Here is a 24,326-nt window from a genome sequence, read left to right on the forward strand (position 1 = left end):
GTGCTGCGCCTTCTGTCGATTGCCCTGCTTCTCGTGATCTGGTGGACAGCCGCGCTGTTCGTCGGCGGCGCAAAACTGCCCTCCCCACCCGCCGTGCTCAACGTCATCATAGCGGAAGCCTCGAGCGGGGCGCTTTTCCTGCATCTCGGCGCCACGCTCGCACGCGTCGCGCTCGCCTTCGTGTTGGCGATGTCGCTCGGCAGCGCCATTGGCTATCTGATGGGACGGGTGAAGCTTGCCGACCGGCTCGGCGATCCCTGGCTGATCCTGCTGTTGAATCTGCCGGCGCTGGTCGTGATCGTGCTCGCCTATATCTGGGCCGGGCTCACCGAGGCCGCCGCCATTGCGGCGATCGCCATCAACAAGCTGCCAACGGCAGTCGTCACCTTGCGCGAGGGCACCCGCGCGCTCGACCGTTCGCTGGACGAGATGGCGACCGTGTTCGCCATGCCGCGCTGGCGCGCGTTCCGCCATGTCGTGCTGCCGCAGCTTGCGCCTTATGTCGCGGCCTCCGCCCGTTCCGGGCTGTCGCTGGTGTGGAAGATCGTGCTGGTCGCCGAATTGTTAGGACGGCCGAACGGCGTCGGCTTCGAGATCGGCGTCGCCTTCCAGCTATTCGACACGCCACGGCTGCTGGCCTATTCGCTGACATTCGCCGCGGTCGTGCTCGTGATCGAGACCGCGCTGGTGCAGCCGTTCGAAACTCGGGCAACACGGTGGCGCCCCCGTGCGGCTTGAGGTCGATATCACAGGCAAGACATTCGAGAGCGCCGCGAGCCGAACGCACGAGGTGCTGGCGCCGATCAAGTTCGCGCTTCAATCCGGCGACGTCGGCGTGCTGATCGGCCCGTCCGGCTGCGGCAAGAGCACAATGCTGCGCATCATCCTGGGGCTCGACCGCGATTATCATGGAAAGGTCGCACGCCCGCCCGAAGCGCGGGTTGGAATGGTGTTCCAGGAGCCGCGGTTGTTGCCGTGGCGTTCGGTGGAGCAGAACGTACGGCTAGCCGCCCCCGACGTCAGCGAGGCAAAGCTGTCGGAGCTTTTCAGGATCCTCGAGCTTGACTCGCATCGCAGCCACTTCCCCGGTGAATTGTCGCTGGGGCTCGCCCGCCGCGTTGCACTCGCCCGCGCCTTTGCGGTCGAGCCCGATCTGCTGGTGCTCGACGAGCCCCTCGCCTCGCTCGACGATGCGCTCGCAGGCCGCCTGCGCGACGAGATCGCGACACTGGTGGCAAGCCGCCCCATGATGACGCTGCTCGTCACCCACAGCCTGGACGACGCGATCCGTCTCGGCGATCGCCTGTTCTTCCTGTCGCCACGGCCGGCGCGCATCATTCGGGAGGTCCCGATTCCGATCCCGCGCGCGCAGCGTAGCGAGGTCGAGCTCGGCCGGATCAAGGCCGAGCTCGCTGCAGCACAACTTGAATCGAAATGAAACCTCGTGGTCAACTGGACCAAACGAGATTGTCGAGAGAGGTCACCATGCGGCGTACGCTGATTGCGATCGGCATCCTGATGTTGGCGATGCCGGGCACGGCGCTCGCGCAGGCCAAAGGCAAGGGCATCCGGTTATGGAATCTGACAACGGAGACGATCTCCGGCTTTCAGCTATCACCGGCCGGCAAGACCGACTGGGGTCCAAACCAGACCTTGAACGACAAGGACAAGGAGGTCGATCATGACGAGCGGCTGCGCATCACCGGCGTCGAGCCCGGCCGTTATGACGCCAAGGTCACCTATCCCAATTCGCGGCAGTGCATCGTGCGCGATGTCGAGATCAAGGCGGACGCAGTGTTCTCGATCGCCGACAAGGATCTGAAGGACTGCACCAAGTAGCGCGGGCGTATCAGAAGTGGCTTAGCTCCTCATCCTGAGGAGCCCGCGAAGCGGGCGTCTCGAAGGATGGCCACAGGCGAGAACCGCGCCTGCATGGTTCGAGACGCGCTTCGCGCTCCTCACCATGAGGGTTTCGCGCCGGATCACGCCTTGTCGTTGGGGTGCGGATATTCGCAGCGCCACCGCACCGCCTGCCACTTCGGATGGTTCCCGACCCATTGCGCGATATAGGGCGGCGCGGCCATCGCGCATTGCGTCGGCGACCCCGCATAGTTGAACACAATATGCTGCTCCTCGCAGGTCGCGGGCGAGAGCACCGCACACACAGTCACCACAAGGTCGATCGGGTTCATGCCAGATCCTCGCGCGGGGGCAGTGGAGATTAGCACAAACGATACGTGCCAAAGAGCGGGAAGTTTCAATCTGGCGTGAGGATTAGCTGGAACCCACTTCGCTAGAAATTCACCCCAAATATCAATCTCGCCTGCTGCCGCTCGAAATTGACGAGGTCGAGATTGGCGCCTGATCCAGCCGAACGCCCCCAGGCCTGCATGCTCCAGCTCAGGGTCAGGCGGGAGCGCTCCGATATCTGATAATAGGCGGTCGGGCCGACGAACAGGGCTTGCCCGGCGAACTCGCCGAGGCCGATGCCCTCATACTGGCGGAAATAGCGCAGCTCGCCACCGAGCAGAAAGTCCGGGCGCAGGCGCACCATGCCGGCAAAGGCGGCGCCGACCGTCGAGCTCTTTTCCGAGAGACCGCTGACCTCGAACCGCGCCCATTCCGGCTGGTAGATCAAGTTGAGCGCGCCGATGACAAAGTTCGGGATCAGCTCACGATCGAACGCCAGTGTGAAGTCGGTGCCGTACATCCGCCCCTTCGCGCCACTGGTCTCATCGATGCGATCGCCATGCAATTCCGCGGCGACGGTCAGGCCGAACGGTGCTTGCTCGCGGTCGAGCAGACGATAACGCAAATCGAGCGAGGCGCCCTGGAAGTTGAGTTGACGGCGGCCGTCGATGTCGGGGACCCCGGTGATGTCGTGCAGGGTCGCAATGCCGCCGGCCTCGATGCGAAAATTCGGCAGCGGGACGACTTCGATCTCGACCTCCTGGCCGATGGCGCGATAGATCCCGCCGCCCTTGCCGAACCGTCCCGTCGTCTGGCTCTGGAATTCGCGCTCGCCGAGATTGCCAACATCGGTGCCGATCATGAAGCCGAAGATGTGCTCGGTATCAAAGCCCTCTTCGGCGTGCACGCATGCCGGTGCAAGCGCGACTATACAGCCAGCTATGATCGAGACTATTTGGGCTCTCGCGCGCATCCCGAACACTACCACGGCTTCGACGGCATTTGCCATCGAAGCCGCGGCAGGTCGTCGGGTGGTCTTACTTGCGCAAAGCGCAGGCGTACATGTTGATTTCCATGCCGACCGGCACTTCCACGATCTTCGGAGCTTTCCAAGCCATTCGGGGTCTCCCAAGGGATTGAGCGCGACATCGCGCCGGGCAAAACCTAGGGCTGGGTCAAGCACAGCGCAAGTCTGGAATCGAACGGCTGATACAACGATGCAGCGAATTGCGCGTGCGCTGTTCGCTCCCGGGCAAACCGCCTTCGCTCCCAGTCAAGCGCTGCACCCTTCACCGCAACAATCGCAGCAAAGCGCGCCCCGCACGCGAGTTCAACTCCTTGGCGTCGAGCGTGCCATCGTGATCGGGATCGGCTGCGTTGAAGCGCTGCTCCACAACGGCGAGATATTCGTCGAGCGTGAGTGTCCCGTCGTGATCGGGATCGGCGGCGGCGGCGAGTTCTTTCGCTGTTAACCGTCCGCGCAATTCGCGCAGATCCAGCGTGCCGTCATGATCGGGATCAAGCTTCGCGAACAGCGCGGCCGCCGCCTTCTTCACCTCGGCGAGATCGAGCGTGCCGTCATTGTCGCTGTTGAACATCTTGACCGCGCTGGCAGAGGCCGACCAGGCGGGGCCAGCGAGCAGCAGCCCGGTCAACGCAAGCGCAATGGAGCGACGCGATATCATCAAAGCCTCCCTACCAAGAGCCCGCGATTCGCGCGGGATCGCGACAACATAAGTCCCCACGCAGTGCGCGGTTCAAGCCCCAACGTATTGCAACCTGCCCGGCAAACTCCACACCCGCGTGGCTGGCCAGCCGCACGCGCCGTCTCACGCCGCGGAATTTCACCAGCGCCTCGACGCAAATGGCGTTCATGGCCGAGAGGTTTACTCGGGGTAACTGGTATTTGGCGTCTAATAATTCGTCACGACGCTTACGACTTTCGTATTGACGCGTTTTGGTTTCCGAACGACTGTTGCTGTCGCAGCGTCAAAAGACGCGCGTACTGGGGAGGAATAGATGAAACGCCTTGCGATGGCCGCGAGCCTGGTCATGTCCGCATGCTCGGTTGCGAGCGCACAAACCACCGATCAACTGGTCAAGGGTGCGACCGACACATCGAACGTTCTCAACTACGGGATGGGCTACAATCTCCAGCGCTTCTCGACCCTGAACCAGATCAACAAGGACACGATCAAGAACCTCGTCCCGATCTGGAATTACTCCTTCAACGACGATCGCAGCGAGGAATCACAGCCGCTGGTCTACCAGGGCGTGATCTACGTCACCTCGCATAACGCGACGATGGCGGTCGACGCCAAAACCGGCAAGCAGATCTGGAAGTCCAAGATCGAGTATCCGGCCGAGACCCCGCGAATCGTCTGCTGCGGCATCATCAATCGCGGCGCCGCGCTCTATGACGGCAAGCTGTTCCGCACAACGCTCGACGCCAACGTGGTCGCGATCGACGCCAAGGACGGCAAGGAATTGTGGCGGCAGAAGGCGGCCGACATCAAGGAAGGCTATTCCATGACGGTGGCCCCGCTGGTCGCCGATGGGGTCATCATCACCGGAATCTCCGGCGCTGAGTTCGGCACCCGCGGCTTCATCGACGGCTGGGACCCAGCGACGGGTAAGCATCTCTGGCGCACCCATTCGATCCCCTCACCGGACGAGCCCGGCGGCGACACCTGGAAGGGCGACACCTGGAAGCTCGGCGGCGGTTCGACCTGGATCACCGGCTCCTATGATCCCGAGCTGAATACGGTCTATTGGGGCATCGGCAATCCCGGACCCTTCAATGCAGCGGTGCGCCCCGGCGACAACCTGTACACCTGCTCCGTGCTGGCGATGGATCCCAAGACCGGCAAGATCAAGTGGCACTACCAGTTCTCGCCGAACAATCCGTTCGACTATGACGCAGTGGCCGAGATGGTGCTCGCCGACATGAACGTCGAGGGCAAGCCGACCAAGGTCCTGATGGATGCCAACCGCAACGGCTTCTTCTACGTGCTCGACCGCACCAACGGCAAGCTGCTCGCGGCCAATCCTTACGTGAAAGTGAATTGGGCGACCGGCATCGACATGAAGACGGGGCGTCCGATCGAAACCGACGTCGTGACCGGCGCGCGCGAGGGCAAGAAGGTCACGGTCTATCCGTCCATTCTCGGTGGCAAGAACTGGGAGCCGATGTCGTTCAATCCGCAGACCGGACTGGCTTACGCCAACACGCTTGCTTTCGGCGGCAGGTACAAGTCGGAGCCCGCCACCTTCAAGCAGGGCGAATGGTATCTCGGCATGGACCTCACGGATCCCTGGGAATGGGGTGACGGCGCGCGCGGTCATCTGAAGGCGATCGATCCCATGACCGGCAAGGCGAAGTGGGAAGCACCAAGCGACATCCCGCGCTTCTCCGGCGTGCTGTCGACCGCAGGCGGCGTCGTGTTCACCGGCGCGCTGACGGGCGAGTTCGAGGCCTTCGATGCCGACAGCGGCAAGAAGCTCTGGCAGTTTCAGACCGGCTCCGGCATCGAGGGACAACCGGTGACCTGGCAGCAGGACGGCGTGCAGTATGTCGCCGTGACGAGCGGCTATGGCGGCGTCTACTCGCTGTTCTCCGGCGACGAGCGGTTGGCGAAAGTGCCGCCGGGCGGCTCGCTGTGGGTCTTTGCGGTCAAGCAGTAAACGGCGAGACGTGCTGGGAATGGTATCTCACAGGACGGCGGCGATCTTCGCCGCCGTCGCGGTGCTGACGGTCGCGCTTGCGGCGACCGTTCGTGCCGCGGATGACTCAAATGGCAACCCCGCCCAAATGCAGATCGACCACGGCAAGGCAACCTATGCCGAAAAATGCTCGCACTGCCACGGCCCCAACATGATGAATTCCGGCACCATCACGCCGGACCTGCGCGCCTTCCCCGATGACAAGACCCGCTTCGTCACCACGGTGAAGAACGGCAAGAACAACAGGATGCCGCCATGGGGTGACGTTCTCAACGACGATGAGATCGGCGAGCTCTGGGCCTTCATCTCGAGTCGGAGGAAGCCATGAGAGGCAGGCTGGCGGCGCTCAGTCTCGCTGCGATGCTGATCGGTCCGGCGACAACGGCCGGCGCGGCCGATCCGTTGAGCGTCTGTCTCGACGAGGACCGGCCACCGCTCTCAGCGCATCACCGCGGCAAGCCCGATTCGGGCTTCGACGTGATGCTGGCGCAGGCGATCGCGGATCGGCTGGGACGGCAGCTCAGGATCCAGTGGTTCGAGAGCAAGCTGGACGAGGATTCGAGCCCGCAGCTCGAGGCCAATGCGCTGCTCTCCGACGGTCGCTGCTCGCTCGTCGGCGGCTATGCGCTGACCACGGATTCGCTGGTCGCGCCCGGCATGAAGACGGCGCGCTTGCCGGATTTCGCCGGCGCGACGCGCGACGACCGGCGCCGCCGCGTCGCGCTCGGCGTGCTCGCGCCGAGCCAGCCCTATGTTTATTCGCCGATGACGGTGGTGCTGGGACCGAAGGCGCGCGGGCGCAAGATCGGCGATATCGGCGATCTCACCGGGCTTCGTCTCGCGATCGAGAGCGGGTCGCTCGGCGACGCCATCTTGATGAGTTTCGACAAGGGACGCCTGATCGACGGCATCACCCATCTGGTGCCGGGCCGCGACGATCTCCTCGGCGCGCTCGAGCGCGGCGACCATGATGCCACGCTGATCGACCTCGGCCGCTTCGACGCTTACCGCGCCGCGCATCCCGAGACCGCGATCACCGCCTCCGGCTACTATTACCCGATCGGGGCCAATCGCGGCTATGTCGGGCTTGCCAGCGAGTCTGCGCTGATCGACGCCGTCAACAAGGCCCTGACGGAGCTCGCCGCCGACGGCAAGATCGCTGCATTCGGCCAACACGCCGGCCTCACCTACCTGCCGCCGCGAGAGCCCGCAATCCTCGGCGATGTCTGGAGGCAGATCATCCAGCGTTGAAGCGCTGCGGTGCATTCCGAGCCTGCGTGCACACGCATGCATCTCGCAATGACGCACGATGCGGTTAGCGATAGGCAGCTACGGCGCTACTGGCCTCACCGGCCCGTCGGCGATGCCCGAAGAGAACTGCCCGCCCTGCGTCTAGTTCTCCCCGACGGCCGCCGCGCCGTGCTGCATCTTGTGGATCGAGGACGGCACCACGCCGAAATATTTCCGGAACACGCGGCTGAAATGCGATGAGCTGGAGAAGCCCCAGGAGAACGCGACATCGGTAATGGTCTTGCCTGCGTGAGCCTCGAGCTCCTGGCGGCAGTTCTGCAAGCGTGCCTGCCAAATGTAGTCGCTCACCGTGGTGCCGCGCTCGGAGAACAGCATGTGCAGATAGCGCTTGGAGCAGCCGAGTTCGGTGGAGATCTCGTCGATGCACAGATCCGGATCGCGCAGGTGCTCGCGGATGAAGAACTGAGCGCGCACATACATCGCCTCGGGCCCGACCCGATCCAACATCGAGTCGGCTTCCCGCAGCGGCAAAAGCAGCAGGTCGATGAGCGAATCGGCGACGCCGACCGCGCTGTTCGCGGACAGTTTTGCCGCCTCGTCGAAGGTGGCATGAACGAAATCGTGAGCGATCCGACCCGTGCCGGTGCGTGACGACAGCTTGCAGGCCGGCATCCGTTGCGATGGGAATCCACGATCGCGCAGCAGTGACTTCGGAACGATCACCACGTCGTGGCGCGTGAAGGCTGGGCTGATGATCGAATGCGGGCAGGAGACGTCGTACGCGATGATGTCGCCCGGGTTCAACTCCATGTGGCGGCCTTCCTGCTCGAAATAGGACACGCCGTAGGTCTGGAAGTGGATCTTGATGTACGGATGTTCATTGGCCTTGGCGCGCGCCAGCGTGTGCGCGATGCGATGCTGGCTCACCTCGATCTGACAAAGTTTCAGGCGCGAGACGGAGGTGTAGTCGATGCGGCCTTCGAGCGAGGACGCCTCCAGCGGATCAACGTCGAAATAGCCGCATAGACTCGTCAACCCGTCGACCCAGCTCTGGATCTGCCTCTTCGGCGTCATTCCGGTCGTTGAGAGCGTGTGAATTGTGTCGGACATGAATCCAGCCGCTGGTTTTATCCGAGGTTCGACACGAATCGCGAGCAGCGCTGCCGAAGCCCTCAGCCGAGATTACGTGACGTTTACCTCAAATTTGGGAGGTCTTTGAAACGGTGCGCCATCGTTCCGTTGCCACCCTTGAAAGTTAATCCTCCGCCTTAGTCGCCGCGCCGTCAAGTGGAACATCAGCGCTGGCGCGGCGCGCGGTGCGATGCGGAAGCCGCTGAATTCGCTGCTGCAAAATCAAAATCTTTGCGTCCGTGCGCTGTCGAGCAAACCGGCTTCTCTCTTGGGCAAGTTTCCCCATGACGAACTCGTTAGGAATTGCGGCAGGAACAAAAAGAAGACGGGCCGCTCCTGCACGCGGACCTGCGGCTCTCATCAGGAGGAGAAAACACCCCAGCATCGTTTCCGGTCCCAATCGAGACCGCCCTGCACGAGCAGACGCTGGACGAGAAGCCCGGCGATCAAGCAACGCTTCGGAATCAATAAAACGAAATCCAACGGAGGAACGACTATGCGCAAGGTGCTACTGGCGACATTTCTTGGCTCCGCAGCGGCTCTCGCCGTCGGAAGCGCGTCAGCCAATGACGAGTTGATCAAGATGTCGCAGAACCCGAAAGACTGGGTGATGCCGACGGGCGACTATGCCAATACCCGCTATTCCAAGCTGAATCAGATCAATGCACAAAATGTCGGCAAGCTGCAGGTGGCCTGGACCTTCTCGACCGGCGTGCTGCGCGGCCATGAGGGTGGCCCGCTGATCGTCGGCAACATGATGTACGTCCACACACCGTTCCCGAACAAGGTCTACGCCATTGACCTTTCGCAGGAGAACAAGATCGTCTGGAGGTACGAGCCGAAGCAGGACCCGAACGTCATCCCGGTGATGTGCTGCGACACCGTCAACCGTGGCCTGTCGTACGGCGACGGAAAGATCTTCCTGCATCAGGCCGACACCACCCTGGTCGCGCTCGACGCCAAGACCGGTCAGGTTGCTTGGTCCGCGAAGAACGGCGATCCCAGCAAGGGCGAGACAGGTACGTCCGCGCCGATGGTCATCAAGGACAAGGTGCTGGTCGGCATTTCCGGCGGCGAGTTTGGCGTTCAGGCCCACATGACCGCCTACGACATCAAGACCGGCAAGGAGGTCTGGCGCGGTTATTCGGAAGGCCCGGACAACCAGATCCTGGTCGACGACAAGACCACCGCGCTCGGCAAGCCGATCGGCAAGGACTCCAGCCTCAAGACCTGGCAAGGCGATCAGTGGAAGATCGGCGGCGGCGCCACGTGGGGCTGGATCTCCTACGATCCAGAACTCAATCTCGTCTACTACGGGTCCGGCAATCCCTCGACCTGGAACCCGAAGCAGCGCCCCGGCGACAACAAATGGTCGATGACGATCTGGGCGCGCAACCCGGACACCGGCGTGGCCAAGTGGGTCTACCAGATGACGCCCCATGACGAATGGGACTATGACGGCGTCAACGAGATGATCCTCTCGGACCAGCAGATCAACGGCCAGCCGCGCAAGCTGTTGACGCATTTCGATCGTAACGGCCTCGGCTATACGCTCGATCGCGCCACCGGCGAACTGCTGGTTGCCGAGAAGTACGATCCGAAGGTGAACTGGACCTCCGGCGTCGACATGGACAAGAACTCGGCCACCTACGGCCGTCCGAAGGTGCTCGACGCCGCTTCGACCGACAAGGCGGGCGAGGACCACAACGTGAAGGGCATCTGCCCGGCCGCGCTCGGCACCAAGGACGAGCAGCCGGCAGCCTACTCGCCGGACACGCAGCTGTTCTACGTCCCGACCAACCACGTCTGCATGGACTACGAACCGTTCAAGGTAAGCTACACCGCGGGTCAGCCCTATGTAGGCGCGACGCTCTCGATGTATCCGCCGCAGGGCGATACCAATATGGGTAACTTCATCGCCTGGGACGGCAAGACCGGCAAGATCGTGTGGTCGAACAAGGAGCAGTTCTCGGTCTGGTCGGGTGCGCTCGCAACCGCCGGCGGCGTGGTGTTCTACGGCACGCTCGAAGGCTACCTGAAGGCGGTCGACGCCAAGACCGGCAAGGAGCTCTACAAGTTCAAGACTCCTTCCGGGATCATCGGCAACGTCACCACCTATGAGAACGGCGGCAAGCAGTACGTCGCGGTGCTCTCCGGCGTGGGCGGCTGGGCCGGCATCGGTTTGGCAGCGGGCCTGACCGATCCGACCGCGGGCCTTGGCGCAGTCGGTGGTTATGCGGCGCTCAGCAACTACACGGCGCTCGGCGGCACGCTGACCGTGTTCTCGCTGCCGACCAACTAACCTCAACTCCGTATCGCTCCGGCGCGTGGATCAACTCCACGCGCCGGCTCGTCTCCACCGAACGCCACGAGGAAAATCTCTTGCGTAAATTCTGCTCTGTCATTGCCGCGATGTTCTTCGTTGCGTCCGGAGGAATTGCCATCGCGGACGGGTCGGGTGACCCGACCGCCGTCAAGCAGAACGAAACCGGGGAATGGCTCGATAAGGAGGGTAACCCGACTTACAAGATCTCGGCCGATGGCACAGTGGACTGGTACACCTATTCCGGATACCGCCGCTATCACTCGGACTGCCATGTCTGCCATGGCCCCGACGGAATGGGCTCAACCTATGCGCCGGCGCTGAAGGATTCGCTCAAGACCATGAACTACGCCGATTTCCTCGGCGTCGTAGCCTCCGGTCGCAAGAACATCTCGACCGCGCAGGAGAACGTGATGCCGGCTTTCGGCGATAATCCGAACGTCGCTTGCTACATGGACGATCTCTACATCTACCTGCGCGCCCGCTCCAACGAGGCCTGGGGTCGCGCCCGTCCCAGCAAGCATGACGACAAGAACGACGCCTATACCAAGAACGAAGATTCGTGCATGGGCAGGAAGTGAACGTTTGGTCCCGGCCGAGACTTAAGTCTGGCGTCCATGAGAATTTGAGGAGTTTACGATGAAGACACGTGCCGCCGTCGCTTTCGAAGCCAAGAAGCCGCTCGAGATCGTCGAAGTCGATCTGGAAGGGCCGAAGGCCGGCGAAGTCCTGGTCGAGATCAAGGCGACCGGCATCTGCCATACCGATGCCTACACGCTCGACGGCTTCGACAGCGAGGGAATCTTCCCGTCGATCCTGGGCCACGAGGGCGCCGGCATTATCCGTGAGATCGGCGCCGGCGTGACCTCGGTGAAGCCGGGCGATCACGTCATTCCGCTCTACACGCCGGAATGCCGGCAGTGCAAAAGCTGCTTGAGCCGGAAGACCAATCTCTGCACCGCGATCCGCGCGACGCAAGGCAAGGGCGTGATGCCCGACGGCACCAGCCGCTTCTCCTACAACGGCAAGCCGGTCTACCATTATATGGGCTGCTCGACCTTCTCGAACTTCACGGTGCTGCCGGAGATCGCGGTGGCGAAGATCCGCGAGGACGCGCCCTTCGACAAGAGCTGCTACATCGGCTGCGGCGTCACCACCGGCGTCGGCGCCGTGGTCAACACCGCGAAGGTCGAGCCGGGCTCCAACGTCATCGTGTTCGGCCTCGGCGGCATCGGGCTCAATGTCATCCAGGGCGCCAAGATGGCCGGCGCCGACAAGATCATCGGCGTCGACATCAACGACTCCAAGGAGGAATGGGGCCGAAGGTTCGGCATGACGGCTTTCGTCAATCCCAAGAAGATCACCGGCGACATCGTTCCGCATCTCGTCAACCTTACCGATGGCGGCGCCGACTACACGTTCGACTGCACCGGCAACACCAATGTGATGCGCCAGGCGTTGGAAGCCTGTCATCGCGGCTGGGGCACCTCGATCATCATCGGCGTTGCGGAATCCGGCAAGGAGATCGCCACCCGTCCGTTCCAGCTCGTTACCGGCCGCAACTGGCGCGGAACTGCCTTCGGCGGTGCGCGCGGCCGCACCGACGTGCCGAAGATCGTCGACTGGTACATGAACGGAAAGATCCAGATCGATCCGATGATTACCCACACGCTCAAGCTCGAAGACATCAACAAGGGCTTCGACCTGATGCACGAGGGTAAGTCTATCCGTTCTGTCGTCGTGTTCTAGCTCGCAAGCGTCACACCCAAGGAGGATCGACCCATGACTGTTGCACTCCACCCCTCGATCGACAACGGCATCAAGCAAGGCACCGGCCACTTTGCCGGCGGCACGCTGGTCTGCAAATGCAGCGACCGCCCGGTCAAGGTCGCCGTCAAGGGCGACGTCGCCCACAATCACGCCTGCGGCTGCACCAAGTGCTGGAAGCCGCAGGGCGCGAATTTCTCTGTCGTCGCGGTGGTGCCGCGCCAGAACGTCACCGTGCTCGAGAACGGCGACAAGCTCCAGATCGTCGATGCTTCCGCGGCGATCCAGCGTCACGCCTGCAAGGCCTGCGGCACACACATGTATGGCCGGATCGAGAACAAGAATCATCCGTTCTACGGGCTCGACTTCATCCATCCGGAGCTGTTCCAGGAGCAGGGCTCCCAGGCACCACAATTCGCCGCCTTCGTCTCGTCGGTGATCGAATCGGGCGTGAAGCCGGAGCAGATGGCCGGCATCCGTTCCCGCCTGAAGGAGATCGGGCTCGAGTCCTATGATTGCCTGTCGCCGGCGCTGATGGACGCGATCGCGACCCACGTAGCGAAAGCCAAAGCCGCCTGAACAAGGCCGCCAGACTCCGCTAGGCCCCATCAGCTCGCCGGTAGTGACCACCGCCGGCGAGCGGACGAGCATATCGCGCAGATGACCGCGGGCGGTTGATCGCGGCGATGTCGCCGCCACTGCATTTTGCGTGTGGTGGTGCTTGGCTCGCGGGCCTTCGGGTCTCAGTCCTGGTCTCTCAATGACGTCGCAATGCCCTGAACTTTGTCCTTGAAGTCCGCGGGTCCTGCGATTCTCCCTCCCTCGACTGAGGCATCCTGCTTCGTCCGTGCAGTCACTCTGCCGGACGAAGCTTTTTCACCTCGATTACAATTTTGTAGTCGCACAGGACGCGTGACGTGTTGCCGCGCCCTGCTTTTGACAAACCCCGGATGCAATCTGTTCACGTCAAGGACAACCGGCTGTGAATGCCGGGGCGGCCCGATCTCTGCTACGGTCGCGCCGTGACGATGCCGCGCGAAGTTCAATCAATTAAGAACAACACGGGAGGTATCGAGCACATCCGAACATCGCGATCACCCTTCATGCCCCCTGCCGGGATTTGCCCGCGCGGGATAACGGGCTCGGACGCGGTTGCGATGATGCAGGGACCATGGCGCCGACCGAGGTCGGCTATTCCAAAATCGGCAAAGCTTATGAAGAGCGAGGGACGATCATGATCAAGGTGAAGATCAACGGCCAGGAACAGAGCTGGGATGGCGACCCGGACCTCCCGCTACTCTGGTTCCTGCGTGACGAGGCCGGGCTGACCGGCACCAAGTTCGGCTGTGGCCAGGCCCTGTGCGGCGCCTGCACGGTCATCGTCGACAAGGAAGCCGTGCGCTCCTGCATCACATCGATCAATGACGTCGCCGGACGCGAGGTCACCACGATCGAGGGGCTGCATCCGACCGGCGATCATCCGGTCCAGAAGGCCTGGCGTCAGGTCAACGTCCCGCAATGCGGTTTCTGCCAGGCCGGACAGATCATGCAGGCGGCGGCATTGTTGATGGACAATCCAAAGCCGTCGCACGACCAGATTCGCGAGACGATGTCCGGCAATATCTGCCGCTGTGGCTGCTACCAACGCATCGAGAACGCAGTCCATCTCGCATCGACGGGAGTGTGACATGAATTTCATCGACAATCCCCGGAAGCTTCGCGGCTTCGAAAAGCACGTCAAGGTCGAGAAAATCTCGCGCCGCAGTATCCTGAAAGGGCTCGGCATCACCGGCGGCTTCGTGCTCGCCGCGCCCGTGATGTCGCGCCAGGCCTTTGCCTATGAGACCGGCGCCGGAAAGATGCCTCATGGCGTCGTGGTCGATCCGCGCGTGTTCGTCGCGGTCGCGCCCGACGGTACCGTCACCATCGTCGCACACCGCGCCGAGATGGGCACCGGCGTGCGCACCAGCCTGCCGCTGATCGTGGCCGAGGAGATGGAAGCTGACTGGTCGAAGGTGAAGGTCCAGCAGGCCCATGGCGACGAAGTCAAGTTCGGCAACCAGGACACCGACGGCTCCCGCAGCACGCGGCACTATCTGATCCCGATGCGCCAGATCGGCGCATCTGCCCGCACGATGCTGGAACAGGCCGCAGCCAAACGCTGGGGCGTGCCGGCGACCGAGGTCAAGGCCGTCAACCACGAGGTGGTCCACAGCGCCAGCGGGCGCAAGCTCGGCTTCGGCGAGCTCGCCGCGGACGCGGCCAAGGAATCGGTGCCGAGCATCGAAGGTCTCAAGCTGAAGGACCCCAAGGACTTCCGCTACCTGACCAAGGGCCAGATCGGCATCGTCGATCTCCACGACATCACCACCGGCAAGGCAGGCTACGGCGCCGACGTGCGCCTGCCCGGCATGAAATACGCCGTGATCGCGCGGCCGCCGGTCACCGGCGGTAAACTGGTCTCGTTCGATCCGGCTGAGGCGATGAAGGTCTCCGGGGTCGAGAAGGTGATGGAAGTGCGCGGCTGGCCCTGGCCGTCGAAATTCCAGCCGCTTGGCGGCGTCGCCGTGATTGCACGCAATACCGGTGCGGCGATCAAGGGCCGCGATGCCCTGAAGCTCGTTTGGGACGATGGGGCGAACGGCAAATATGACTCGGTGGCCTACCGGAAGGAGCTCGAAGAGGCCTCGCGCAAACCGGGTCTCGTCGTGCGCAAGGAGGGCGATGCGGATGCCGCCCTGAAGAGCGCCGACAAGGTGATCGTCGGCGAGTACTACATCCCCCATCTCGCCCATGTCAGCATGGAGCCGCCGGTGGCGGTCGCCGATGTCAAAGGCGACAAGGCCGAGATATGGGCGCCGGTGCAGAGCCCGGGCGGCACCCGCGAGGACGTCGCCAAGACGCTCGGCATTCCCGAGCAGAACGTCACGGTCAACGTCACGCTGCTCGGCGGCGGCTTCGGCCGCAAGTCGAAATGCGACTTCGCGCTAGAAGCCGCGCTCCTGTCCAAGGAACTCGGCGTCCCCGTCAAGGTGCAATGGACACGTGAGGACGACCTCCATCACGACTTCCTGCACACCGTCTCGGTCGAGCGGATCGAGGCGGGTCTGGACAAGGACGGCAAGGTGATTGCCTGGCGCCACCGCAGCGTGGCGCCCAGCATCGCCTCGACGTTTGCGGCCGGAACGGTGCATCAGGCGTCTTTCGAACTCGGCATGGGCCTCGTCGACATGCCGTTCGAGATCGCCAATGTCTCTTGCGAGAACCCGGAAGCGGCCGCGCACACCCGTATCGGCTGGTTCCGCTCGGTCTCCAACATCCCGCGCGCGTTCGCCGTGCAATCGATGGTCGGCGAGATCGCGCAAGCGACCGGGCGCGACCAGAAGGAGACGCTGCTCGCGCTGATCGGAAGTCCGCGCATCGTCAAGCCGGCGGTGAAGGACCTCTGGAACTATGGCGAGCCCTATGACAGCTATCCGATCGACACCGCGCGCCTGCGCAAGGTGGTCGAGCTGGTCGCCGATAAGGGCGAATGGGGACGTCAGGTGCCCAAGGGTCACGGCCTCGGCATCGCCGTGCACCGCAGCTTCGTCAGCTACATCGCCACCATCGTCGAGGTCGCTGTCGACGACAAGGGCAAGCTGACGGTGCCGCGGGTTGATACCGCGATTGATTGCGGCACCTATGTCAATCCCGAGCGCATCACCTCCCAGATCGAAGGCGCGGCGATCATGGGGCTGAGCCTCGCCAAATACGGCGCGGTCACCTTCAAGGACGGCAAGGTGGAGCAGAAGAACTTTGACGACTTCCAGGTCATCAGGATCGATGAATCGCCGCTGGTGACCAACGTCTACATCGTCCCGCCCGGACTCGACACGCCGCCCAGCGGCGTCGGCGAGCCCGGCGTGCCGCCGTTCGCGCCTGCGCTGATGAATGCGATCTTCGCGGCGACCGGAAAGCGCATCCGCGCGCTTCCGATCGGGAAGCAATTGGAGGCATGAGGCGGGAACATTAAGCGGCGTCGCGCCGTTTCCATCGATCTCACAGGAGCAGATCGATGACCAACATCTCAAAGGCGCTCGCGGTCTTGGTGCTGTCGGGCGCCTTCTCCTTTGCCGTCGCGAGCGCGTACGCACAAGGCAGCGCGACCCCGCCGACCACGGCGACGCGCCCCGCAGCACCAGACCAGAACTCGCTCCCCAACGCCAACGCTCCGCCTGCCTCGACGACGCAGACGACGGGGCAGACCAGTCCGGATCCGAAGGTTCGCGAGATGAACCAGAAGGCGAGAGACAAGGTCGAACGCGAGGGCAAATAGATCTGGCGCGCTCAGGTCCCGATTTCGTCATGCCCGGGTTTATCCCGGCCATCCACGATCTGCACGGGTGCAAAGAACGTGGATGCCCGGGATAAACCCGGGCATGACGAGTTCGTGGCGCGAGCGTCGAACTTATGACGAGGCACACGCAAAAATGCGGCGGACGTTGCCGTCCGCCGCATTTGCTCGCCCCCGCTCCGCCTTCTTCGATCCGCCGCGGAGCTTATTTCTTCAGCGCGAACACCCAGACCACGCCGCCTTGCGGCACGTTGGACTCGATCCCGATATTGTTGGTCGCGAGCGCGTCCTGGATACGCTGCGCGTCCACGCCCCAGCCGGACTGGATCGCGATGTATTGCGTGCCGTCGATCTCATAAGACACCGGCATGCCCATGATGCCGGAGTTGGTCTTCTGCTCCCACAACACTTCGCCTGTCTTGGCGTTGAAGGCGCGGAAGTTGCGATCGTTGGTGCCGCCGGCGAAGATGAGATCGCCCGCGGTCGCCGTCACCGAGCCGAACAGCTGCGACTTCGGGAAGTTGTGCTGCCACACCTTCTTGCCCGTCGCGGGATCCCAGGCCTGGAGCTCGCCGAAATGGTCGGCGCCCGGCTTGGTCTTCAGCCCGATATCCTCCGGCTTGGTGCCGAGCCAGAGTTCGCCGGGCTTGAGCGGAATCTTCTCACCGGTGAAGCCGCCACAGAAGTTCTCGTTCGCGGGCACATAGACGAGACCTGTCTTCTGGCTATAGGCCGCCGACGGCCAGTCCTTGCCGCCCCACAGTGACGGACAGAATTCGACGCGCTTGCCGACCACCGGCTTGTGTGCGGGATCGAGGATCGGCTTGCCGCTCTCGGCGTCGATACCCTTCCAGACGTCAGTCGACACGAACGGCCAGCCGGCGATGTAATTGATCTTGGTCGGCGTGCGTTCGAGAATCCAGAAGATCGCATCGCGTCCGGGGTGGATCAGGCTCTTGATGCTGCGGCCATCGCGTTGCAAATCCACCAGCATCGGTGCGTCGACCTCGTCCCAGTCCCAGGAATCGTTCTGGTGGTACTGGTGATAAGTCTTGATCTTGCCGTTGCCTGGGTCGAGCGCGAGCACCGAGGAGGTATAGAGATTATCGCCGGGGTGCATTTCGCCGGGCCACGGCGCGGCGTTGCCGACGCCCCAATAGATCGTCTTGGTATCCTTGTCGTAGGTGCCGGTCATCCAGGCCGAGCCGCCGCCATTCTTCCAGTCCTCGCCCTGCCAGGTATCGTGACCGGGCTCGCCCTCGCCGGGGATGGTGAAGGTCCGCCACAATTCCTTACCGTCGTTGGCATCGTAGGCGGCAACATAACCGCGCACGCCGAACTCGCCTCCGGAACCGCCGACGATGACCTTGCCATCGACGACGAGCGGCATCAGGGTCATGTACTGGCCCTTCTTGTAGTCCTGCACCTTGGTGTCCCACACCACCTTGCCGGTCTTGGCATCGAGCGCGACGACATGGTCGTCAGTGGTGGCGAGGTAGAGCTTGTCCTCCCACAGGCCGACACCGCGGCTGGTCGGATGCAACTGAAAAAGGTCGTCCGGGAGTTGCCGCTTGTAGCGCCAATATTCGTCACCGGTTTTCGCGTTCAGCGCGATCACCTGCCCCATCGGGGTCGCCACGAACATCACGCCGTTATTAACGATCGGCGGCGCCTCGTGGCCTTCGACGACCCCGGTGGCGAACGTCCAGACCGGCGTGAGATCCTTGACGTTGGTGGTGTTGATCTGGTCGAGCGGGCTGTAGCCCTGCCCGTCATAGGTGCGGCGGTAGAGCATCCAGTTGCCGGGTTCCGGATTCTCCAGGCGCTGCGCGGTCACCGGAGAATAGCTCTCGATCGGGCCCGCAACAGCGGCGGTCGAGGCGATGCAGGTGAAGGCGACGAAGCCGGACAGTAACCATTGCTTCCTGGTCATGGACGTATCCCCTTTTGATGAATTCGTTTGTGAATTCTTTTTCGTTGTCTCGTCACCCGCGCAACGCGCGGACGGCCTGTCGTGACGCGGGCGCGACCCGCGGTCGTTATCCCTGCTGCTGGGCACCTACCTTTCCGACGAAGTTGCCGGCAACGCTGAGCGAGCCGTCAGCGAGCGCCAGCGGCAGTGCGGCCAGCCGTCGCGGCGCCGGCCCGAACACGACCTGCGCGCCCGCGCGGGGGTCGTATTCGGAGTTGTGGCACATGCATTTGAACACCTCCTTGTCGCCGACATCGCTCTTGACCCAGGCAGTGACGGGACAGCCGGCATGGGAACAGATCGCCGAATAGGCGATGATGCCGTCGACGGCGCGGGCGCGGGTCTGCTCGTCGAGCTCGGCGGGGTCTAGCCGGATGATCAGGATCTCGTTCAGCCGCGATCCGCTACGCACGACCGATGTCTTCGGATCCTTCGGCCAGGCGTGCACCGGCGGACCGCCGGTCGGCAGGTCGGCGGCGCTGACTGGCTTGCCTTCCTGATCGCCTTCGGAGAAGACGAGCAGGTCGCCCTTCTGCGGCCGCTCGTCCGAGCCGGGGGCGTCCTCGCCGGCGCGCACCTGCGTCGAACATCCGAGGCAGACGGAGCTGGCGAGCGCACCAAGCAGGAGCGTTCGACGCGTTTGTTCCGCAGACGCATCCACGTCAGGTTCCGGCGTGGTGTCCGACGATGATGTTGTTGAGGCGATGTTGAATGATGAATTCGACATGCATCTAGCAGGCGCTGGAACTCTGCCGAAAAAAAGGCGGAGATTTCGCACCGCAGTGCGTCAATGTGATTTGCTCGCGGGGATTGAATACGAATTCGCGCATTCAAGCGCGCTTTTTGCAATTGCAACGTCATGCCACGCGACCGGCATGATGATTTTGCAGATCAGACCGATGATGTTGGAATTGGTGCAACGCGCCAACGTGCGCCGTGATGTCTGCCAACATCAACGCGGCTGCACGTTTCTGTGGCAGGCATTTGCAGTTTACGAGCGGAGCACGTGACGCGGCGAGGCGATGCGGCCCGCCATCGTTGCCGATGCCATTTCAAAACTATCGGCGATGCGCCGTGCCTTGTCGATGAACAACGCAGCCGCCGGCGGGGGACAGACTTCGCGCGCGGTCTGCTCGAACAGGTCGAGCCAGCGGTCGAAATGATCGCCCACGAGGCTCAGCGGCATGTGCGCGCGCATCGGCGAACCCTGATACCGGCCGGTCATCAGCACGACCGAGGACCAGAAGTTCTTGAGCTTGCCGAGATGCTCGTCCCAATCTTGCACGATGGCAAACACCGGCCCCAGCAAAGCGTCCTCGCGCACGCGTCCGTAGAAGCGGGTGACGAGTTCCCCGATCATCTCTTCCGTGATCCCGGTACGCTCGATCGCGTCCTGGACCAGCAGGTTCCGCCGCTCGGCCGCAGCTTGCCGCTCGGCTTTCAATCGATCCGACATGTCGTTTTCTATCCGTTCAATTGTTCCCGCAGGCCGCCCGCGCCACATTGTCGGGACAATCGCGCGCGACGTCTTTGTCGCAGCGCAAATTTGCGGGACAAGCGGCGGGCGTTCGATGCCCGCCGCCGGCGCCATGATCAGGCGCTGTAGGTATAAAAGCCCTGCCCGGTCTTGCGACCGAGATGGCCGGCATCGACCATTTCCTTGAGCAAGGGCGCTGGACGGTATTTGGGGTCGTTGAAGCCTTTATAAAAGACCTCCATCACCGAAAGCATGGTGTCGAGGCCGACCAGATCGGCGAGCGCCAACGGCCCGATCGGATGGTTGCAGCCGAGCTTCATGCCGGCATCGATTTCTTCCGCCGTCGCGATCCCTTCTTGAAGCGCGAAGATCGCCTCGTTGATCATCGGGCAGAGGATGCGGTTCACCGCGAAGCCCGGGCTGTTCTTGGCCGTGATCGCCACCTTGCCGACGCGCTTGGCGAAATCGAGCGCCTTGGCGTGAGTGTCGTCCGAGGTCTGCAAGCCGCGGATGAGTTCCAGCAGCACCATCACCGGGACCGGATTGAAGAAGTGCATGCCGATGAAGCGGTCGGGGCGATCGGTCGCGGCGGCAAGCTTGGTGATCGAGATCGACGAGGTGTTGGTCGCAAGCAGCGTGCGCGGCGACAGCGTCGCGCAGAGGTCCTTCAGGATCTTGACCTTGAGCTCCTCGTTCTCGGTCGCGGCCTCGATGACGAGATCGCAATCGACAAGCTTGGCGCGGTCGGTCGTGCCGGTGATGCGCTTGAGCGTGGCCTCGCGGTCGGCCGGCGACATCTTCTCCTTCTTGACCAGGCGCTCGAGGCTGCCGCCGACGGTGGCGACACCACGGCTCACCGCCGCATCGGAGATGTCGACCATCACCACCGAGAGCCCGGCCGCGGCACAGATCTGGGCGATGCCGTTGCCCATGGTCCCTGCCCCGATGATACCAACGTTTTGGATCATAACCTGTCCTTCTCCTCTATCGGGCACAGCCCCGCAGGAGCCGGGCCCGGTTTGACCTTGTTTCGACCGGCACGCCGCCTGCGATCGTGTCCGCGTCCGCTAGGCCCTTCCTTAACCCATCGGTGGCGGGAATAAAGCCGCCTGTTGATCGGAAAAGGCATGATTTGGCCTTTGTAGCTCGCGGTTGACCCCTCCTCTGCGCCACTCGGCCGCGACCACCGAATCCGATAAACCGAACTTCGATGGACGCAGCACGGCAGTGGCCGTCTGCTTCCGAACGAATCGAGTGCCCAAACCGACGCTGCCGGGTATTCTGTGAACGTCGACGAGAGTCGCAAGGGACAATCCGTGAAGCGGCTTCGGAGCCTCGATATCAACTGTCCGGACGTCTCATGTCCGACTCGGAAGCGCCGGGCCGGATGAGCGATTTCACGCGAGCCGTTGGCGCTGCTTTTACCCTGATCGGCGAAGCCGATGCCGAGCTGCTCGGGATCGTCGCGCTGTCGGTGCGCGTCAGCCTCGCCGCCAGTATCATTGCGCTGATCATCGGCGCGCCGTTCGGGGCGTTTCTTGCGATCGTTCGCTTCCGCGGACGGCAGGTGATCGTCGTGCTGACCAATGCGCTGCTCGGACTTCCACCGGTTGTGGTCGGACTGGGGCTCTATCTTGTGCTGTCGCGGTCCGGCCCGCTTGGGGCTGCCGGATTGCTGTTCACGCCGACCGCCATGGTGATCGCGCAAACGTTGCTCGCTACGCCGATCGTGGTGGCGCTGGTGCACAGGCCGGCGAGCTTGCTATGGGCCGAATATGGCGATCTGGCGCGGATCGACGGTCTGTCGACGATGCGCAGCATCGGCTTGCTGTTTGCGCTCGGCCGGACGTCGCTGCTGACGGCCTTTCTCGCAGCCTTCGGACGCGCGATCGCGGAGGTCGGCGCCATCATCGTCGTCGGCGGCAACATCCGTGGCTTCACCCGCACGATGACAACCGCCATCGCGCTCGAAACCAGCAAGGGAGATCTGCCGCTCGCGCTCGGATTGGGACTGATCCTGCTTGCGCTCAGCGTCGCAGTCTCGACCGTCGCCTTCCTGCTAGTGGGACGCGTTGGGGAAAAATAGCTGCTCGCCGCCGACCCTGTAGCTGACGATCGCTTCCTGCCCCTTCGGCGAAACCAGCCAGTCGATGAACGCCTGCCCATCCTGCGCTTTCACGTTCGGATGTTTTTCCGGATTCACCAGCATGACGCCGTATTGATTGAAGAGCCGCTTGTCGCCCTCGGTCAAGACCGCGAGCTCGCCGCGGTTCTTGAACGACAGCCATGTGCCGCGGTCCGACAGAAGGTAAGCGTTCGACGAGGAGGCCATGTTCAGCGCCGGTCCCATGCCCTGGCCGATCTCGCGGTACCAGCTGTTCTTGCCGGCGGCGACGTCGACGCCTGCCTCCTTCCACAGCCTCAGCTCCGCCGCATGCGTGCCGGACTTGTCGCCCCGCGAGATGAAAGGCGCTTTCGCAGCCGCGATCTTGCGCAGCGCCTCGGCTACGTCCTTGCCGCCGGCGATCTGCGCGGGATCGCTCCGCGGCCCGACAATGATGAAATCGTTGTACATGACGTCGAAGCGCTTCACGCCCTGTCCTTCGGACATGAACCTGTCTTCCGCAGGCCTGTCATGAACAAACACCACGTCGGCGTCGCCGCGCCGGCCGATGTCCAGCGCCTGGCCGGTGCCGACGGCCACGACCCTCACGTTGATACCCTCGGCCTTCGAGAACAGGGGCAGCAGATAGCCAAACAGGCCAGACTGCTCCGTCGACGTCGTCGAAGCCACGGTAATGGTGCGATCCTGCGCAAAGGCGACGGTGGACCAGAGCAGAGCCATTCCGATGGCGGCAATTTTTCTCATGCGATCGTTCCCAATGCGGACAATTGGCGATCGAGATTACTCTGCGGGACAGATTCCGAAAACCCCGAGTCGCTGCTCAGGCTTACCCCACGGCTTTTGAACCCGCGAGAGCATGCCGAAACGTTACATCGCGGGCGCACGCGCGACGTCGCTTTCGTTTTCTCTCGCACGCTGCGGATGCGTGGATGTTCTGCAATTGGTCCCACCTACATTGACAGCGATGTGACGACCGGGGCAGTTTTTGCATTGCTGGCGAATCAGCGATGGCCTCAAGCTGAGTATCACGTGGACAACTCCCAGTGCTTTCGAGACTAATATCGTTGCTGCGCCGCATTCCCGCGGTGAAATGGGCGCTCACTCGGCTTCGGCCCTTGCCGCACAGCGGCAGCATTGATGTAGCGCCGATCGTCGCGGACGAGCAGCCGGCCGTGATCGTCGAAATTGCGAACGCCGCTCTGGCTCTCGAGACCAGCATCAGCACCGAGGCGTTGCACGGCGCCGGCAACGTGGTCACAGAGGATCACTCGAACCTCTCTGTCATCGCGGAGAGCCCATCGGCCGCGCCGTCCGATAGCCAGGTCGGCGACGATCCATCTGATATGGCACTCCTGGACATCGAGTCGATCGTGGAAGCAGAGGCTTCGGTCTCGTCTGACGTCGACGACGAGCCGGCCGAGATCGCGGAACTCATCATCGCTGCCGATGCCTCTTCCGAACTTCCGACGCACGTCGAGCCCGTGGTTGCGAACGACGCCTTCGTCTCGCCTGTCGAGGTCGAGACGGCTCCGGCCTGTTTCGCGGACTCCCTCGCAGTCTCGACGAGCATCGAGCTTCAGACTGTTCTTCTGTCCCCAGTCCTCGTGTCGCCTGCTCCGGAGATCCGCGAGGCGCCGAACGCTCGCGCAAGAGTCGCGGACGCCATCGATCGCACCACGCTGATCCGGCAGCGCTGGGCTGAGACCGGGATCAGAATGTGGAATCCACGGCTCCATGGCACCGGCGACGCTACGCTGAACATCCAGGGCCGCGTCGAACTGCTGCCGCCGGCGCCCGGCGAAAACTTACCGCGCTACGACAAGCTGGAATTCAAAATGCTCGGCGGCCAGATTGTCTGCGAAGGCGTCATCGTCGAAGCGCCAGCACACGGAGACAAACGCAGCTTCACCCGGCTCGCCGAACCACAGACCTCCGGCCGGGTCCGCGAACCGGTGCGGGAACGACAGGCCGCTCTCGCCTGATCGTCTGCCCGTCGGTCAATCGGACGCCAGCACCTCGTGGCGCCCTCAC

The 24,326-nt window shown here is 63.1% G+C and carries 26 protein-coding genes; 16 read left to right on the forward strand and 10 right to left on the reverse strand.

Going from position 1 to position 24,326, the window contains the following annotated elements; genetic code table 11:
- The 3 genes from AC0L2O_RS11435 to AC0L2O_RS11445 are packed head-to-tail and all read left to right on the forward strand — an operon-like array spanning window position 1 to window position 1,839.
- Window positions 1-738, forward strand: a complete 738-nt coding sequence (locus AC0L2O_RS11435; RefSeq protein WP_473369786.1) for an ABC transporter permease — start codon at window positions 1-3, stop codon at window positions 736-738.
- Window positions 728-1,438: an ABC transporter ATP-binding protein gene (locus AC0L2O_RS11440; protein ID WP_473369787.1), complete on the forward strand. Its 711-nt coding sequence runs from the start codon at window positions 728-730 to the stop codon at window positions 1,436-1,438. Before AC0L2O_RS11435 ends, AC0L2O_RS11440 begins: the two co-directional genes overlap by 11 nt.
- Before the next feature lie 47 nt (window positions 1,439-1,485).
- A complete protein-coding gene (locus AC0L2O_RS11445) occupies window positions 1,486-1,839 on the forward strand; it encodes a hypothetical protein (RefSeq protein ID WP_409187767.1) in 354 nt (117 codons plus the stop codon).
- A gap of 143 nt (window positions 1,840-1,982) precedes the next feature.
- Here AC0L2O_RS11445 and AC0L2O_RS11450 read toward each other — a convergent pair whose 3' ends face one another.
- The 4 genes from AC0L2O_RS11450 to AC0L2O_RS11465 all read right to left on the reverse strand — a co-directional run bounded on the left by AC0L2O_RS11450 (window position 1,983) and on the right by AC0L2O_RS11465 (window position 3,875).
- Entirely contained in the window at window positions 1,983-2,192 is a 210-nt protein-coding gene (locus AC0L2O_RS11450) for a hypothetical protein (protein ID WP_473369788.1), read from the reverse strand.
- Window positions 2,193-2,293: 101 nt separating this feature from the next.
- A complete protein-coding gene (locus tag AC0L2O_RS11455) occupies window positions 2,294-3,199 on the reverse strand; it encodes a hypothetical protein (protein ID WP_473369789.1) in 906 nt (301 codons plus the stop codon).
- A 28-nt stretch (window positions 3,200-3,227) separates the two neighbouring features.
- Complete coding sequence (pqqA, locus tag AC0L2O_RS11460; RefSeq protein WP_018460299.1) at window positions 3,228-3,308, reverse strand: pyrroloquinoline quinone precursor peptide PqqA; 81 nt, start codon at window positions 3,306-3,308, stop codon at window positions 3,228-3,230.
- Between the two features lie 171 nt (window positions 3,309-3,479).
- The gene (locus AC0L2O_RS11465; protein ID WP_473369790.1) at window positions 3,480-3,875 is read right to left on the reverse strand and encodes an EF-hand domain-containing protein; all 396 of its coding nucleotides are present in this window, start codon (window positions 3,873-3,875) and stop codon (window positions 3,480-3,482) included.
- A gap of 334 nt (window positions 3,876-4,209) precedes the next feature.
- On the opposite strand from AC0L2O_RS11465, the gene AC0L2O_RS11470 reads away from it, so the two are divergent.
- The 3 genes from AC0L2O_RS11470 to AC0L2O_RS11480 are packed head-to-tail and all read left to right on the forward strand — an operon-like array spanning window position 4,210 to window position 7,164.
- Window positions 4,210-5,874, forward strand: a complete 1,665-nt coding sequence (locus AC0L2O_RS11470; protein ID WP_369722305.1) for a methanol/ethanol family PQQ-dependent dehydrogenase — start codon at window positions 4,210-4,212, stop codon at window positions 5,872-5,874.
- 19 nt (window positions 5,875-5,893) lie between these two features.
- Window positions 5,894-6,241, forward strand: a complete 348-nt coding sequence (locus AC0L2O_RS11475) for a c-type cytochrome (RefSeq protein WP_409187763.1) — start codon at window positions 5,894-5,896, stop codon at window positions 6,239-6,241.
- A complete protein-coding gene (locus AC0L2O_RS11480; RefSeq protein WP_473369791.1) occupies window positions 6,238-7,164 on the forward strand; it encodes a type 2 periplasmic-binding domain-containing protein in 927 nt (308 codons plus the stop codon). Before AC0L2O_RS11475 ends, AC0L2O_RS11480 begins: the two co-directional genes overlap by 4 nt.
- Before the next feature lie 141 nt (window positions 7,165-7,305).
- Here AC0L2O_RS11480 and AC0L2O_RS11485 read toward each other — a convergent pair whose 3' ends face one another.
- Window positions 7,306-8,274, reverse strand: coding sequence for a helix-turn-helix domain-containing protein (locus AC0L2O_RS11485; RefSeq protein ID WP_473369792.1), 969 nt, complete (start codon window positions 8,272-8,274; stop codon window positions 7,306-7,308).
- A gap of 517 nt (window positions 8,275-8,791) precedes the next feature.
- Here AC0L2O_RS11485 and xoxF5 point away from each other — a divergent pair.
- From xoxF5 to AC0L2O_RS11520, 7 genes are all read left to right on the forward strand, one after another.
- Complete coding sequence (gene xoxF5 / locus AC0L2O_RS11490; RefSeq protein ID WP_409187760.1) at window positions 8,792-10,597, forward strand: lanthanide-dependent methanol dehydrogenase XoxF5; 1,806 nt, start codon at window positions 8,792-8,794, stop codon at window positions 10,595-10,597.
- 110 nt (window positions 10,598-10,707) lie between these two features.
- The gene (locus AC0L2O_RS11495) at window positions 10,708-11,199 is read left to right on the forward strand and encodes a c-type cytochrome, methanol metabolism-related (protein WP_473369904.1); all 492 of its coding nucleotides are present in this window, start codon (window positions 10,708-10,710) and stop codon (window positions 11,197-11,199) included.
- Between the two features lie 58 nt (window positions 11,200-11,257).
- On the forward strand, window positions 11,258-12,367 hold the full coding sequence (locus tag AC0L2O_RS11500; protein ID WP_369722301.1) for an S-(hydroxymethyl)glutathione dehydrogenase/class III alcohol dehydrogenase: 1,110 nt from the start codon (window positions 11,258-11,260) through the stop codon (window positions 12,365-12,367).
- 33 nt (window positions 12,368-12,400) lie between these two features.
- Window positions 12,401-12,964, forward strand: a complete 564-nt coding sequence (gfa, locus tag AC0L2O_RS11505) for an S-(hydroxymethyl)glutathione synthase (RefSeq protein ID WP_473369793.1) — start codon at window positions 12,401-12,403, stop codon at window positions 12,962-12,964.
- Window positions 12,965-13,619: 655 nt separating this feature from the next.
- Entirely contained in the window at window positions 13,620-14,072 is a 453-nt protein-coding gene (locus AC0L2O_RS11510; protein WP_369726696.1) for a (2Fe-2S)-binding protein, read from the forward strand.
- 1 nt (window position 14,073) lies between these two features.
- Window positions 14,074-16,386, forward strand: coding sequence for a xanthine dehydrogenase family protein molybdopterin-binding subunit (locus tag AC0L2O_RS11515; RefSeq protein WP_473369794.1), 2,313 nt, complete (start codon window positions 14,074-14,076; stop codon window positions 16,384-16,386).
- Window positions 16,387-16,442: 56 nt separating this feature from the next.
- Window positions 16,443-16,703 (forward strand): hypothetical protein, encoded by a 261-nt coding sequence (locus tag AC0L2O_RS11520; protein WP_369722298.1) that lies wholly within the window; start codon window positions 16,443-16,445, stop codon window positions 16,701-16,703.
- A 223-nt stretch (window positions 16,704-16,926) separates the two neighbouring features.
- On the opposite strand, the gene AC0L2O_RS11525 is transcribed toward AC0L2O_RS11520, so the two are convergent.
- Entirely contained in the window at window positions 16,927-18,654 is a 1,728-nt protein-coding gene (locus AC0L2O_RS11525) for a methanol/ethanol family PQQ-dependent dehydrogenase (protein ID WP_409187757.1), read from the reverse strand.
- A gap of 106 nt (window positions 18,655-18,760) precedes the next feature.
- Entirely contained in the window at window positions 18,761-19,420 is a 660-nt protein-coding gene (locus tag AC0L2O_RS11530) for a QcrA and Rieske domain-containing protein (RefSeq protein WP_369722296.1), read from the reverse strand.
- Between AC0L2O_RS11530 and AC0L2O_RS11535 the strand changes: the two genes are divergently transcribed.
- Complete coding sequence (locus AC0L2O_RS11535; protein ID WP_473369908.1) at window positions 19,371-19,703, forward strand: hypothetical protein; 333 nt, start codon at window positions 19,371-19,373, stop codon at window positions 19,701-19,703. The genes AC0L2O_RS11530 and AC0L2O_RS11535 overlap by 50 nt on opposite strands.
- Here AC0L2O_RS11535 and AC0L2O_RS11540 read toward each other — a convergent pair.
- Both AC0L2O_RS11540 and AC0L2O_RS11545 read right to left on the reverse strand, forming a co-directional pair.
- On the reverse strand, window positions 19,685-20,149 hold the full coding sequence (locus AC0L2O_RS11540) for a group III truncated hemoglobin (RefSeq protein ID WP_369722295.1): 465 nt from the start codon (window positions 20,147-20,149) through the stop codon (window positions 19,685-19,687). The two genes, AC0L2O_RS11535 and AC0L2O_RS11540, sit on opposite strands and share 19 nt — an antisense overlap.
- A gap of 137 nt (window positions 20,150-20,286) precedes the next feature.
- Entirely contained in the window at window positions 20,287-21,138 is an 852-nt protein-coding gene (locus tag AC0L2O_RS11545; RefSeq protein WP_473369795.1) for a 3-hydroxybutyryl-CoA dehydrogenase, read from the reverse strand.
- A 419-nt stretch (window positions 21,139-21,557) separates the two neighbouring features.
- Here AC0L2O_RS11545 and AC0L2O_RS11550 point away from each other — a divergent pair, with 419 nt between their 5' ends.
- Window positions 21,558-22,256, forward strand: coding sequence for an ABC transporter permease (locus tag AC0L2O_RS11550; protein ID WP_369726695.1), 699 nt, complete (start codon window positions 21,558-21,560; stop codon window positions 22,254-22,256).
- Here the strand turns inward: AC0L2O_RS11550 and AC0L2O_RS11555 are convergent.
- Window positions 22,230-23,039, reverse strand: coding sequence for an ABC transporter substrate-binding protein (locus tag AC0L2O_RS11555; RefSeq protein WP_473369796.1), 810 nt, complete (start codon window positions 23,037-23,039; stop codon window positions 22,230-22,232). The genes AC0L2O_RS11550 and AC0L2O_RS11555 overlap by 27 nt on opposite strands.
- Before the next feature lie 299 nt (window positions 23,040-23,338).
- On the opposite strand from AC0L2O_RS11555, the gene AC0L2O_RS11560 reads away from it, so the two are divergent.
- Entirely contained in the window at window positions 23,339-24,277 is a 939-nt protein-coding gene (locus tag AC0L2O_RS11560; RefSeq protein WP_473369797.1) for a hypothetical protein, read from the forward strand.
- Window positions 24,278-24,326: the final 49 nt, after the last annotated feature.

This window comes from Bradyrhizobium sp. Kon10 (genome assembly GCF_055807395.1).

Coding starts and splice junctions, on each gene's coding strand:
- AC0L2O_RS11545 (WP_473369795.1), bottom strand. CDS start 21,138: ATGATCCAAAACGTTGGTATCATCGGGGCAGGGACCATGGGCAACGGC.
- AC0L2O_RS11470 (WP_369722305.1), top strand. CDS start 4,210: ATGAAACGCCTTGCGATGGCCGCGAGCCTGGTCATGTCCGCATGCTCG.
- AC0L2O_RS11500 (WP_369722301.1), top strand. CDS start 11,258: ATGAAGACACGTGCCGCCGTCGCTTTCGAAGCCAAGAAGCCGCTCGAG.
- AC0L2O_RS11525 (WP_409187757.1), bottom strand. CDS start 18,654: ATGACCAGGAAGCAATGGTTACTGTCCGGCTTCGTCGCCTTCACCTGC.
- AC0L2O_RS11555 (WP_473369796.1), bottom strand. CDS start 23,039: ATGAGAAAAATTGCCGCCATCGGAATGGCTCTGCTCTGGTCCACCGTC.
- AC0L2O_RS11485 (WP_473369792.1), bottom strand. CDS start 8,274: ATGTCCGACACAATTCACACGCTCTCAACGACCGGAATGACGCCGAAG.
- xoxF5 (WP_409187760.1), top strand. CDS start 8,792: ATGCGCAAGGTGCTACTGGCGACATTTCTTGGCTCCGCAGCGGCTCTC.
- AC0L2O_RS11495 (WP_473369904.1), top strand. CDS start 10,708: ATGTTCTTCGTTGCGTCCGGAGGAATTGCCATCGCGGACGGGTCGGGT.
- AC0L2O_RS11515 (WP_473369794.1), top strand. CDS start 14,074: ATGAATTTCATCGACAATCCCCGGAAGCTTCGCGGCTTCGAAAAGCAC.
- AC0L2O_RS11530 (WP_369722296.1), bottom strand. CDS start 19,420: ATGTCGAATTCATCATTCAACATCGCCTCAACAACATCATCGTCGGAC.
- pqqA (WP_018460299.1), bottom strand. CDS start 3,308: ATGGCTTGGAAAGCTCCGAAGATCGTGGAAGTGCCGGTCGGCATGGAA.
- AC0L2O_RS11475 (WP_409187763.1), top strand. CDS start 5,894: ATGGTATCTCACAGGACGGCGGCGATCTTCGCCGCCGTCGCGGTGCTG.
- AC0L2O_RS11480 (WP_473369791.1), top strand. CDS start 6,238: ATGAGAGGCAGGCTGGCGGCGCTCAGTCTCGCTGCGATGCTGATCGGT.
- AC0L2O_RS11465 (WP_473369790.1), bottom strand. CDS start 3,875: ATGATATCGCGTCGCTCCATTGCGCTTGCGTTGACCGGGCTGCTGCTC.
- AC0L2O_RS11450 (WP_473369788.1), bottom strand. CDS start 2,192: ATGAACCCGATCGACCTTGTGGTGACTGTGTGTGCGGTGCTCTCGCCC.
- AC0L2O_RS11520 (WP_369722298.1), top strand. CDS start 16,443: ATGACCAACATCTCAAAGGCGCTCGCGGTCTTGGTGCTGTCGGGCGCC.
- AC0L2O_RS11445 (WP_409187767.1), top strand. CDS start 1,486: ATGCGGCGTACGCTGATTGCGATCGGCATCCTGATGTTGGCGATGCCG.
- gfa (WP_473369793.1), top strand. CDS start 12,401: ATGACTGTTGCACTCCACCCCTCGATCGACAACGGCATCAAGCAAGGC.
- AC0L2O_RS11540 (WP_369722295.1), bottom strand. CDS start 20,149: ATGTCGGATCGATTGAAAGCCGAGCGGCAAGCTGCGGCCGAGCGGCGG.
- AC0L2O_RS11455 (WP_473369789.1), bottom strand. CDS start 3,199: ATGGCAAATGCCGTCGAAGCCGTGGTAGTGTTCGGGATGCGCGCGAGA.
- AC0L2O_RS11550 (WP_369726695.1), top strand. CDS start 21,558: ATGAGCGATTTCACGCGAGCCGTTGGCGCTGCTTTTACCCTGATCGGC.
- AC0L2O_RS11510 (WP_369726696.1), top strand. CDS start 13,620: ATGATCAAGGTGAAGATCAACGGCCAGGAACAGAGCTGGGATGGCGAC.